This is a genomic window from Chryseobacterium sp. NG-CE01, assembly GCF_055695505.1.
Genome location: NZ_CM146369.1, coordinates 636,228 through 648,903, shown reverse-complemented (window position 1 = coordinate 648,903; position 12,676 = coordinate 636,228). Strand labels below are relative to the sequence as shown.

General features: G+C 37.5%; 12 protein-coding genes. 9 read left to right on the top strand and 3 right to left on the bottom strand.

All coding sequences use genetic code 11. The features are described from left to right. Positions 1-69 precede the first annotated feature (69 nt). Positions 70-750, bottom strand: a complete 681-nt coding sequence (locus ACYT6F_RS03150; RefSeq protein ID WP_472599854.1) for a response regulator transcription factor — start codon at positions 748-750, stop codon at positions 70-72. Between the two features lie 13 nt (positions 751-763). Then, positions 764-2,008, bottom strand: a complete 1,245-nt coding sequence (locus ACYT6F_RS03145; RefSeq protein ID WP_472599853.1) for a sensor histidine kinase — start codon at positions 2,006-2,008, stop codon at positions 764-766. A 157-nt stretch (positions 2,009-2,165) separates the two neighbouring features. Between ACYT6F_RS03145 and ACYT6F_RS03140 the strand changes: the two genes are divergently transcribed. The 8 genes from ACYT6F_RS03140 to ACYT6F_RS03105 all read left to right on the top strand — a co-directional run bounded on the left by ACYT6F_RS03140 (position 2,166) and on the right by ACYT6F_RS03105 (position 8,878). Beyond that, positions 2,166-2,579, top strand: coding sequence for a DUF1573 domain-containing protein (locus tag ACYT6F_RS03140; protein WP_472599852.1), 414 nt, complete (start codon positions 2,166-2,168; stop codon positions 2,577-2,579). 453 nt (positions 2,580-3,032) lie between these two features. Then, positions 3,033-3,914: an SDR family oxidoreductase gene (locus ACYT6F_RS03135; RefSeq protein WP_472599851.1), complete on the top strand. Its 882-nt coding sequence runs from the start codon at positions 3,033-3,035 to the stop codon at positions 3,912-3,914. A 369-nt stretch (positions 3,915-4,283) separates the two neighbouring features. After that, complete coding sequence (locus ACYT6F_RS03130) at positions 4,284-5,153, top strand: DUF2589 domain-containing protein (RefSeq protein ID WP_472599850.1); 870 nt, start codon at positions 4,284-4,286, stop codon at positions 5,151-5,153. A gap of 14 nt (positions 5,154-5,167) precedes the next feature. Further along, entirely contained in the window at positions 5,168-5,887 is a 720-nt protein-coding gene (locus ACYT6F_RS03125; protein WP_472599849.1) for a hypothetical protein, read from the top strand. Then, positions 5,887-6,465: a hypothetical protein gene (locus ACYT6F_RS03120; RefSeq protein WP_472599848.1), complete on the top strand. Its 579-nt coding sequence runs from the start codon at positions 5,887-5,889 to the stop codon at positions 6,463-6,465. The genes ACYT6F_RS03125 and ACYT6F_RS03120 overlap by 1 nt, the downstream gene beginning before the upstream one ends. A gap of 8 nt (positions 6,466-6,473) precedes the next feature. Next, positions 6,474-7,730, top strand: a complete 1,257-nt coding sequence (locus ACYT6F_RS03115) for a S8 family peptidase (protein WP_472599847.1) — start codon at positions 6,474-6,476, stop codon at positions 7,728-7,730. A 2-nt stretch (positions 7,731-7,732) separates the two neighbouring features. Beyond that, positions 7,733-7,936 carry a hypothetical protein gene (locus tag ACYT6F_RS03110; RefSeq protein WP_169231233.1) on the top strand — a complete coding sequence of 68 codons (204 nt, stop codon included), beginning with the start codon at positions 7,733-7,735 and terminating at the stop codon, positions 7,934-7,936. 114 nt (positions 7,937-8,050) lie between these two features. Continuing rightward, positions 8,051-8,878, top strand: coding sequence for an endonuclease/exonuclease/phosphatase family protein (locus ACYT6F_RS03105; protein ID WP_472599846.1), 828 nt, complete (start codon positions 8,051-8,053; stop codon positions 8,876-8,878). Positions 8,879-8,919: 41 nt separating this feature from the next. Here the strand turns inward: ACYT6F_RS03105 and ACYT6F_RS03100 are convergent, their stop codons facing one another. Next, positions 8,920-9,573 (bottom strand): TetR/AcrR family transcriptional regulator, encoded by a 654-nt coding sequence (locus ACYT6F_RS03100; protein ID WP_472599845.1) that lies wholly within the window; start codon positions 9,571-9,573, stop codon positions 8,920-8,922. 417 nt (positions 9,574-9,990) lie between these two features. On the opposite strand from ACYT6F_RS03100, the gene clpB reads away from it, so the two are divergent. After that, a complete protein-coding gene (gene clpB, locus ACYT6F_RS03095; protein ID WP_472599844.1) occupies positions 9,991-12,597 on the top strand; it encodes an ATP-dependent chaperone ClpB in 2,607 nt (868 codons plus the stop codon). The last annotated feature ends 79 nt before the right edge of the window (positions 12,598-12,676 follow it).

Sequence of the window (12,676 nt, the reverse complement as noted above, 5' to 3'; positions counted from 1 at the left end):
AGAATTTTTTTTGATGCATAAATTTAGACAAAATCAAATGATAATGGTTTATGGTTTTCGATTGATCAATTATTTTTCAGAAAAACGAAACCCTATTCCGTGAAGATTTTCAATGACAATATTTTCTTCATCTGCCAATACCTTCCGTAATCTGGAGATAAATACATCCAGGCTTCTTCCCATGAAATAATCATCATCGCCCCAGATGGCTTTCAGAATTTCCTGTCTTTTCAGCACCGTATTTTTATTCCGGATAAAATAAAACAGCAGGTCAGATTCTCTTTGGGTAAGGGTTATGATATTTTCAGAATCCTGTAAAGTATAGTTTTTAGGATCAAAAGTATATTTTCCCACTTTAAATTTTGATGGAGAAGTATTGGTTTTCTTAGACCGTTTCAGGAAAACTTCAATTTTCAGAATAAGCTCTTCAATGCTGAAAGGTTTTACCAGGTAATCATCGGCGCCGATTTTTAACCCTTTGATACGGTCTTCTTTCAATGCTTTTGCAGAAAGGAAAATAATCGGGATCTCGGTGTTTTTTTCACGAATTTTCTCTGCCAGTTCAAAGCCGTTGAGCTCGGGCATCATAATGTCCAGCAAGCAAATGTCAAAAGTTTCTTTATTAAAGGCTTCAAGTGCTGATTTTCCGTCGCGGTAACATGAGATTTCGTAATAATTTTCCAGGCTGTCCTGAATCAGGAAGGCTATTGTCTCGTCATCTTCGGCATATAGAATTTTAGATTTCTCCATGGCTTTCACATTATTAAAGTGGCAAAGTAAGGGTAATGGTGATTCCTTTATCTGAATTGTTTTCAACCGAAATTTTCCAGTTATGCTGCTGGACAACTTTTTTCACGTAAAACAGGCCTAACCCGAAACCATTCACTTCATCGCTTTTTTTGGTATTCACTCGGTAAAATTTATCAAAAATGTGAGGCATATTTTTAGCAGGAATCCCTATTCCGTTATCTTTAAACTTTAAATATAATGCTTTTGAATCTTTTGATGAAGAAATGATGATCACTGGTGTCGCATCACAATATTTGATGGAATTGTCTAAAATATTATAAACAATGTTGGTAAAGTGAAACTCATCGGCAATGATTGAAATAGTGCTGTCTATAGCTATCTCCACAGAAAGGTTTTCATTCTTCTGCTTTATATTGTCAACAATTTCCTGAATGAATGGCAGCAAAACAATTCTCTGTGGCTTCAAAGATAATCCTGAAGCATCGTTTTTGGCAATATTCAGGATCTTTTCGATATGTCGGTTAAGCTTATGGCTTTGCTCAGTGATAATAGAAGTATAGGTCTGCAGTTTCGGGTTTTCTTTTACGGCATCCTGTTTGGTAAGCGATTCCGAAGCCAGCAGTATGGAAGAAAGCGGTGTTTTGAATTCATGCGTCATATTGTTGATAAAGTCCCGTTGGAGTTCTGCAAATTTTTTCTGCTGAATAATAGTATAAATAGAATAAACATACACAAGAAGAATAATAATCAGCGCAAAGGTAAGGACGTACCAAAACCGCAAAGAACTGATAAGATACGTGGTCTTGTCGGGAAAGCGGATGGAGAAATAGTAAACAAGATTTTTATGTTTGGGAAATTTGATTATTTTTTCATTCGGACTTTCCTGATGTTTGGAGATAAACTTACCATAAACCATCTGGTCACTATGGCAGTTGTATAAGGCATATACATAGTTGGTATTGATCTGGAAACGCGTAAACTCGGTTTTCAGATAATGCTCCAGCAGTTCAGGATGAAACTCATTATTGATATTGACGACGTAATAATCATTGGAAATATTCTGGACGGGACTTTCCGTATAAGAAGTTTTCCCGGACAGTTTTTCTGCAACTTCAAGCAGCGCCACATTTACAGTCTGATTGAATTTTTTATCCTCAAGATTATAAGCCTGGCGTGTCCACATCAGCTGGGCTATCAGAATCCCGATGATGGCAACAAATCCGAGAGAGATGATAATATTGAGCTTCTTTATTTCCATTTACAGACAATAATATTCAAAAATATCTATTTATCTTTTATTATTAACAACTCATTAACAAATGTTTAAAACCGGTTAACATGCAGAACTGATCGTGCCCTTTACATTTGTTGTATCAAAATAACAGAATTTCTTTAATTATTAAAAATTGTATATCATGAAAAAATTAAAAGTAACCGCTCTTTTGGCTGTATTGGCATTTTCTCCTTTTTATGCAGGAGTATTCCCTGCTGAGAATCACCCTGTTGTAAAAGTATTGGCAGATGCCGTAAAATGGAAATCAGAATCTATTGATGTAGGAAATATTCCTCAGGGAAAACCTAAAGTTATTCGATTTGAATTTACCAATACCTCAAAAAAACCGATCGTGATTGAAAATGTAGCACCATCTTGCGGCTGTACAACAGCCGATTACACAAAAACGCCTATCCTTCCCGGCAAAAAAGGATTTGTAGAAGCAAGCTACAACGCAGCTAATGCAGGTCCGTTCATGAAAACGGTAAATGTTACTACCAGCGACAGCAAAACTCCGAAAACACTTTCCTTTAAAGGAACAGTTGTTGCTTCTTAATCTGGATTAATTTAATCTTGTTCAATATAAAAACAGCCTGATCATTATCGTTCGGGCTGTTTTTGTTTTTAGGAGCAGTTGATTCCATAAAAACCTGTTGTGTATTTTTATTTGAAGCTTTTCCGGCTTTCCGCACTCGCTATTTTAATGTTTTGTCGCGGCGGCGAAGCCGCCGCGACAAAACATTAAAATGAGCTCAGACAAAGCTGCAATCCGGGCTAGGATCGAAGTCGCAACTTCAATATCTGGAATTCAAACAATTATTACTCTATTCAGGAAATGATAAACATCTTTCCCCTTGAATTTTTGTAACCTTTTGAATACTCTTTTCCACGATCAATCCTGCTGCATCTTTTGTGGCAAAAACAAAATAAATTATTTGGCGCATTATTTCTTAGGCTATTTTACAGGACGGCAATTCAATATTTAGTATTTTTAAGAAAAATAAACAATATGAACCTATATACACAGCCCATGCTAAAGGAAGATGCCTTAAAAGATAAAGTAGCCATTGTTACAGGAGGCGGAAGCGGTCTTGGAAAAGCGATGACAAAATATTTTCTTCAGTTGGGCGCAAAAGTGGTGATCACTTCAAGAAATCTGGAAAAACTACAGGCAACCGCTAAAGAATTGGAAGACGAAACCGGCGGAAAAGTTCTCTGTGTGTCATGCGATGTCAGAAACTGGGACGAAGTAGAAGCTATGAAAGAAGCTGCTCTAAAAGAGTTCGGAAAAATCGATATTCTATTGAATAATGCGGCCGGAAACTTTATTTCCCCAACAGAAAGACTGACACATTCTGCCTTCGATTCTATTCTGGATATCGTTTTAAAAGGAACAAAAAACTGTACCCTTTCCATCGGAAAACACTGGATTGACTCCAAAACACCGGGAACCGTTCTCAATATCGTAACCACTTATTCATGGACGGGTTCTGCATATGTTGTTCCGTCAGCCTGTGCTAAAGCAGGAGTATTGGCAATGACAAGATCTCTGGCCGTAGAATGGGCAAAATACGGAATCCGTTTCAATGCCATTGCTCCGGGGCCTTTCCCTACAAAAGGAGCCTGGGACAGATTACTTCCGGGAGATCTTCAGGAAAAATTCGATATGAGAAAAAAAGTTCCGCTGCGAAGAGTAGGAGAACACCAGGAATTGGCTAACCTTGCCGCCTATCTTGTTTCGGATTATTCTGCTTACATGAACGGGGAGGTTGTAACGATTGATGGAGGAGAATGGTTGCAGGGCGCCGGTGAATTTAATATGCTGGAAGACATTCCGCAGGAAATGTGGGACGCTCTGGAAGCAATGATTAAAGCAAAAAAATCAAATTAATTTTTTGGTCTTACCAGAAGTCTGTTTAAACTGATTTAAATTTTAACCTCAGAACGGACAAAAGATTTGAATATAATTTAAACCATATCATCAGTAAGATTAAAAGACTTTATGTCTTAAAAAATCTTTGATTTTATTCTTTTGGAAGCTTTTTAACAGAAATTATTAAAATAGCTTTTTGCCTCTTTTTGTAGATAAATAAAGGTTTAAAAAGATTTAGTTACAAAGTAAAGTAGATTCTCTATCGGGAATCTACTTTTTTTATTTGGGGGATTTCACGGTTGGATTTTTAGGTAATCTACTGATATAGTTCACTGTAAGGCGACATACATTTGCAGTAGAAATTTTTAACAAAACAAATTCAAAAACATGGAAACATTAAAGTCGGTGTTGGAAGCAAACCACGCCAAAAAATCAAAAAACGAATTAATTGACCTTTTAACAGGGCTTGAAAAATCATTAACGCCTGCAGTGTACGAAAAAGTTTCAGGAATCGAAACTTCTGAACTGGCCGCGCTTTCAAACAAAGAATTATTAAACATCATCGATGATTTTAAGAAAAACTACGATGAAAAATGGGAAAAATCTTTTGCAGCAGTTTCATCGGAAGTGATGAAAATGATTGCAGGAAGAATGATGGCCGATGATCAGGTGTTCAAAACATCAGGTGCGGAAAGCGCAGACTTCGCAGCAGAATTAGGAAGCATTGATTTTGCAAAAATTATTGGCGGTCCGCTTGACGCATGTGTTAAAGCACAGTCCAACGCAGCAATCAGCACCGTGAACTTTATCCAGCAGGTAGGATTTGAAAAAGACGGAGAAGAAAATAAGCTTCGTATGGCAGAATTCAAATACAAAAAGCATGTGCCGAATCCTGAATATAAAAACGAAGAAGAAACCCCGAATGTAGATCCTACCATCGAGCAGGATGTGGAAATATCCGTTCCTTTCATTGCTCTACTAAATGTACCGAGCTTCAGAATCGAAACCTGTGATGTAGATTTTAACGTGAAATTAAATTCAACCTACACTAAAGATGTAAGTGACGAATTCGGAATTAAAGCGGGAGCTTCAGGAGGCTTCGGTCCGGTAAAATTCAACGTTGATGTATCTTACAAGAGAACTTCCAGCACAGGAATCAAAGTGGAAAAAGAATATTCTCTTGGGGTGAAAGTAAGAGCAACCAATGACGAAATGCCTGCAGGATTGGAAAAAGTTCTTGGACTGCTTGCACAATAAAACTTTTACGAGTCATGATTAAATTATCAGATTACCTGGATTATCTCAATAATGAGATAATTCAGGCTCGTAAAAAAGCAGACGAAAATGCAGTGGCCATCGCAAAAGAGTATGCGCAGCACGAGTACTTAAAATATTTTAAAGTTCCGAGATATTCGCTTCCCAGTGTGAAAATGGATATTCCTATTAAGATTACCGACATTGATGCCGATGCCGACAGGAACTTTCCGATAAACGAACTCAAATTAATTCGCGATGTCAACGAACGAATTTATACGGTCAACAAAGAAAAACAGCTGAATATTCAGCCGATATCTACAAAAAATATTCAGACTGAAGATTTCAGGACATTAGTCAATTCCATCAGAACAGGAGGGCTGGCTTCCGTCAGATTACAAAAACCGGAAACAGGAGCACAAATAACTGATATTAAAAAAACTTCGGTAAGAGCTATTGCTGCAACTCCGCAGAAGCCTGTGGAGAGACCTATTGAAGGCACTTCGACGGAAGAAGAATCTTTAGCGCTACAACAAATTTATGCGGACGTGCTAAACAGGTACAGTTTGATCAATTCAAAATTGAACAACATTTATATTGACCCGAATACCAATTCTGCTGAAGATAAAGACAAATTATTCATCAACCTTCATGTGGAAATGGAAGAAGAAGGCATCAGGATCATGTCCTACAAAGACAAGGACGGTAAAGAAATAGAACAGATAATTTTTGAATAATGCAGGAACTCGTTCATCATACGATACAGAAAATTCAGGAGCTTTTTCAGCATTTTAATAAGGTCCAGGAGCTTTATCTGTCGAAATCCTTCGATTTTGATGGGCAGTTTGAAGCTTTTCTTCACGAATTTTTGGAATATTTAAAAACCAAAGGCAATACAACCTGTGAATCTGAAGTACTCAAAGTCATGAATATGATTTCTACGGTGAAAAGAGGGTTTAATCCTGTGCAGATGGAAAAGATCACTACCGCAAAGCGTGAACTTCAGTGGGGTTTTTCATTCAGCGCGATGGAAAGCATCCACGGATTGCTAACGGAGATGTATGGCAAAGAACAGAAAAAGCTTGATGAAGCGGAAGAAATCCTTTCAGGGCTTATTGTTTCTTTATACCAGAACGGATTTTTAGATGAAGATAAAGTAAAAGATCTCAATACAATCCCCAAAATTGAAATATTCTGGAACTCGCTTGTTAACCATAACACACAGATTTTAGGAATTAACAAAAAACTGAGACTTAGTATGATTTCGGAAGATATATTCCTGGTTATTGAAAAAGTCCTTTTAAAACTAATATAAACAACGCTATGGAAAAAGAAAGATATATTGTTGTGCTCGAAGATCAGCAAAAAAATTCCCTCAGAAAAGTAGAAAACGAACTGGAAGTTACCATTACTTCGTCAGAATTTCTTTCATCAGAAAACCGCTCTTACGAGGTAATTGATAATGATAACGGTGTTCTTTATAAAAATTTGGGCGTTCTGGTAGTTGAAAATATGGATGAAGAACAACTGAAAAGTGCTGTTAAAAATGATTCTAATCCCATCGTTTATTTTGAAAAAGAAAGAGAATTCTTTTCTGCAGATGAATTATCTATCATCAATGAACTGAAAAAGCAATCCGCGGAAATTAACGATAAAATCTCGGAGCTGGAAAAATATATTACAAATAAACCTTTGCCGCAAAAATCCCTCATAGAAATGGAATGGGGATTAAAAGCGCTTAATATCGAAAATTCGCTCTACACCGGAAAAGGTATTGATATCTGTATTCTGGATACAGGAATAGAATTGTCGCACCCCGATTTTTCAGGAAGGGAAATTGAAGGAAAATCTTTCATCAGCGGAGAGAGCTGGGACCGCGACCCGAATGGTCACGGGACACACTGTGCAGGAATAGCAGCCGGGAACATCAGACTGGACAACGGAAAGCGGTACGGAATAGCCAAAGATGCTAATTTAAAAATTGCCAAAGTGCTTTCCGATTCCGGAAAAGGAACCACCAGCAGCGTAATCGATGCCATAGATTGGGCTATTACAAAGAAATTCAGGATTTTGTCTTTGTCACTGGCTTCTGCCGTAAAACTGAATGATACGCCTTCTCCACTTTTTGAAACGGTTGGAGCAAGAGCGCTGGAAAACAACTGCATCATTATTGCCGCTGCCGGAAACGACAGCAGCCGGCCATCAGTTCCAAAGCCGGTTTCTTCTCCTGCGAATACCTCTTCCATCATGGCAGTAGGTGCGATAGACGGGCATATGAAAATTGCGAAGTTCTCTAATGCCGGACTGAACCCCGCAACAGGAGGCAGCGTCAATATTTGTGCTCCTGGAGTCGACATTATCAGCACTTATCCTAAAAACAGTAAAAATAAAAGCAGTAATTACTATGCGATGAGCGGAACAAGTATGGCAACGCCTCATGTTTCCGGAATGATGGCATTGTACATGGAACAGTTCCCCGAAAAAACGGCAAAAGAAATCTGGGAACTTGCTGAAGCCAAAGCAAAACCAATTGAGGGTTTGAAATACCGGGATATCGGAAGCGGATTAATACAGGCATAATTATGAAAACCTATATCGCAGTTCTGAAAAAAGATATTGATATTGAAAATCTTGAAAAAGAACTTAAAAAAAAGAATATAAAACCGGCGGCTCACTATACATCTATCGGAGTAGTAAAATTAGAGAGTGAAAAGCCGGTTTACCAGAAAGATTTTGAAGAATATTTCATTTCTGTAGAAGAAGATAAAAATATTAAGATTGAATAAACAATAAAAGCTATTTTCAAGAATCAAATGATTTTAATTATTTATTAAAAGTTCCTGTTAAATAGGCTTTCTATAGGATAAACCTTATTTTTGTTTTAACTAAAATAAATGATTATGAGTTTCAGATTTTCAATCGTATGTATGATGATGTTTGCTTTAGGTTTTTCACAGGATCTTAAAGTAATGAGTTTTAATATCAGATTAAATGTAGATTCCGATAAAGAAAACGCCTGGACGAACAGGAAACAAGATGTAGCAGACCTTCTTTCCTATTATCATCCGGATTATTTCGGGGTTCAGGAAGCATTGCCGGAGCAGATGAAAGATATTAAAAACGGATTGAAAAATTATGATTATGTAGGCGTGGGCAGAGATGATGGAAAGGAAAAAGGTGAGTTTTCCGCGATATTTTATGATGCGGACAGATTGCAGGTTATCAAATCCGGGACGTTCTGGCTTTCCGAAACTCCTGAGAAACCTTCTAAAGGTTGGGATGCAGCGCTGAACAGAATCTGTACCTATGCACTTTTTAAAGATAAAAAATCGGAAAAAGAATTTCTGGCCCTGAATCTTCATTTTGATCATATTGGCAACGTGGCAAGAGTGAAATCTTCTGAACTGATTTTAAAGAAAATCAAAGAACTGAATCCTAAAAACTTACCGGTAACCGTAAGCGGTGATTTTAATTTAACTGAAGATTCGGAACCGATAAAAATTATGTCACAGAACATGAAAGATAGTTTTGATCATTCAGAAACAAAACATTACGGCCCGAAAGGAACATTTACAGCATTTAACGTTAATGAAATTCCGAAAGACAGAATCGATTATATATTTGTAAAAGGATTTAAAATTAAGTCCCACAGACATATCAATGACAGACGGGAAAATCTGCTCTATCCGTCAGACCACTTTCCGGTACTGGCAGATTTGCAGTTTTAAGTGATGTAAAAGACTGAATATTTCGGTATATGTAATTATTGTTACTCTGTCGAAGCATTTTTTCCCAACAAACCATACAGGATCTTATCCCTGATCTCATCCGTGATTTCGGTGGTGGATTCTGTATTTCTTTTGAACCAGAAATAAGAATTATTCAACGTATGAAGGATGAATCTTGTTGTGAAAGCAGATGATCTCAACTCCCAGTTTTCAGCCTGATAGATTTTGGAAATCAATTCTTCTACTTCCTGCTGGTAATTTTTCCGTAACGCAATAAATTCAGGAAGACGCTCTTCCAGGTGCTTCCATTCATTGGAGTAAATATGCGTAACATCGCGGTTTTTAAGAACCACCGACAAATGTTTTTCAATAAAAAGGTTGAGTTTTTCCCTTGGCGGAATATTCGTGTTCTTTACTTCCTGCAGCTCATCAAAGAATTCCTGGGCAATTCCGAAACAAATCCATTCTAAAATTTCTTCTTTGGAACGGATGTGGGCATACAAGGAAGCAGCTTTGATGTTGAGTTTGGTCGCCAAATCCCGTACAGAGCTGCCCATATAACCTTTCTCTTTGAAAAGTTCTACCGCAACATCCAATATTTTCTTTTGTTTTTCTTTAAGCTCCATCTGGTAAAAGACAAAAGTAATTATTTTGATTTTAATATTTTGATTTTGAACGGATGATTTTGTCTTCAATAGGAACGGACTTTAGTCCGTTTTAAAATATAAAAATTTTCCAGTTGCTTTAGCTTAAATTTATTATGCCCATTTTAAACTTGATAAAAGAATTTTAACTTCATTTTTTTGAATTTTTTCAAATCTGACTTTTCTTCCATGATTTTTTACTCTAAAACAGCCTAATCGGAATTTTTGTCTGTTAGAATCAGGTTTAAAATACATTTTTCGGAAATTTTGTCTATATTTTTTGAAAAATTAATAATTGAATAATTTTTGCGATATAGCTTTCGAATTAATTGATTAAATAGGATGGAGGGCATCAGAAATTAGAAACTCGGATTTAAAAATTAATATGTATTAAACTCTTATGGTCTGAAATCTGATGTCTGAAATCAATACGATGAAAACTAAATTAAACCAAAACATATACAGAATATGAACTTAAATCAATATACCGTAAAATCGCAGGAAGCCATCCAGGCTGCTCAACAGGTAGCCATGGAATTCGGCAACCAGAGTATTGAACCTCAACATCTTCTTGAAGGTATTTTTCAGGTAGATGAAAATATTTCGCCTTTCTTATTAAAAAAATCTGAAGCAGATGCTGCTTTGGTAAGAGAGAGAAACCGTGAAAATTTAGAAAAGCTTCCGAAAGTGCAGGGTGGAAATATTTACCTTTCTCAATCGGCCAACAAAGTTTTGCTGGATGCACCCAACATCGCTAAAAAAATGGGAGATGAATACGTAACCATAGAACATCTTTGGCTTTCCCTTTTAGAAACAAATTCAGAAGTTTCAAAAATGCTGAAAGATATGGGCGTTACCAAAAGTCTTCTGGAAGGAGGAATCAAAGAATTGAGAAAAGGAAGCAAGGCTACTTCTGCAAGTTCGGAAGAAACCTACCAGTCCTTAAATAAATATGCTAAAAACTTCAACGAATTAGCTGCAGAAGGTAAGCTGGATCCCGTAATCGGGCGTGATGAAGAAATCAGGAGAGTTTTGCAGATTCTTTCGAGACGAACAAAAAACAATCCAATCCTGATCGGTGAGCCGGGTGTTGGTAAAACAGCCATCGCAGAAGGTATTGCCCACAGAATTATCAGTGGCGACGTGCCTGAAAACCTGGTGGATAAAACCTTATATTCATTGGATATGGGGGCTTTGATCGCCGGAGCCAAATATAAAGGTGAATTTGAAGAACGTTTAAAATCCGTTGTAAATGAAGTTATCAAATCAGACGGCCAGATTATTTTGTTCATCGACGAAATCCATACATTAGTTGGAGCCGGAGGCGGTGAAGGCGCAATGGATGCTGCCAACATTCTGAAACCGGCATTGGCAAGAGGTGAATTAAGAGCCATTGGTGCTACCACGCTCAATGAATACCAAAAATATTTTGAAAAAGATAAAGCGCTGGAAAGACGTTTCCAGAAAGTAATGGTAGAAGAGCCGGATACGGAATCGGCTATCTCTATTCTTCGTGGAATTAAAGATAAATACGAAGCGCACCATAAAGTAAGAATCAAAGACGAAGCGATTATTGCTGCTGTGGAGATGTCTCAACGATATATTTCCGACCGTTTCTTGCCGGATAAGGCGATTGACCTTATTGATGAGGCTTCTGCTAAACTGAGAATGGAAATCAACTCAAAGCCCGAAGAGCTGGATGTTTTAGACAGAAAATTAATGCAGCTGGAAATTGAGCTTGCCGCCATTTCAAGAGAAGGAAACCAGACAAAAATCGACCATTTAAAAGAAGATATTTCAAAAATTTCTGAGCAGAGAAATGAAATCAACGCCAAATGGCTGAAAGAAAAACAGAAGTCTGAAGATTTAACACAGATTAAAAAAGATATTGAGTCGCTGAAACTGGAAGCGGAAAGAGCTTCAAGAGCAGGAGATTACGCAAAAGTAGCGGAAATACAGTACGGAAAACTCCGCGAAAAAGAAGAAGATCTCAAAAAGCTTGAAATCGAAATGCAGAATCATCAGAATGAGCTGATCAAGGAAGAAGTTACTTCCGAAAATATTTCTGAGGTGATTGCAAAATGGACCGGAATTCCGGTGACCAAACTTCTTCAGTCTGAAAGAGAAAAATTATTAAATCTTGAAACTGAACTCCATCACAGGGTTGTAGGCCAGGATGAAGCCATCACAGCGATTGCAGATGCGATCAGAAGAAACAGAGCAGGATTGAGCGATGATAAAAAACCTATCGGTTCATTCTTATTCCTGGGAACAACCGGTGTCGGAAAAACTGAGCTTGCAAAAGCCTTGGCAGAGTTTTTATTCGATGATGAAAACAACATGACAAGAATTGATATGAGTGAATATCAGGAAAGACACAGCGTGTCCAGACTTGTCGGTGCGCCTCCGGGATATGTAGGCTATGATGAAGGCGGTCAGCTTACTGAAGCAGTGAGGAGAAGACCTTATTCAGTAGTGCTTCTTGACGAAATAGAAAAAGCGCATCCTGATGTTTTCAATACATTGCTGCAGGTTTTGGATGACGGCCGTCTTACAGATAATAAAGGAAGAGTGGTGAATTTCAAAAACTCAATCATCATCATGACCTCGAATTTAGGGTCACATTTAATTCAGGAACGCTTCGACTCCGCTCAGCGTGACAAAGATGATAATATCAGTCCTGAAACTTTAGAGGAAGCCAAAGATGAAGTTTTTGATCTCTTGAAACAGACGCTCCGTCCGGAATTCCTGAACAGAATTGATGAAGTAGTACTATTCCAGCCGTTAAGAAAAAAAGAAATCGGAAAAATTGTTACTTACCAGCTGAGAGGATTCAATGACATGCTTTCAAAACGAAACATCATTATGACGGCCACTCAGGATGCTGTAGATTACCTGATGAACAAAGGATATGATCCGGCATTTGGTGCAAGACCTTTAAAAAGAGTAATTCAGCAGGAAGTTCTCAATAAATTGTCTCGTGAGATCCTTGCGGGAAATGTGAATGACGGCGACAGAATTACCTTGGATTATTTCGAGGAAACAGGGCTTGTCTTCAGACCAACAGACTTATAAGTAGTTTTTTTTCATATATATTATTTTTGTAAGTAAGTGCTGCAGATTTTTCTGCAGCACTTATTTTTATCGATCGTGT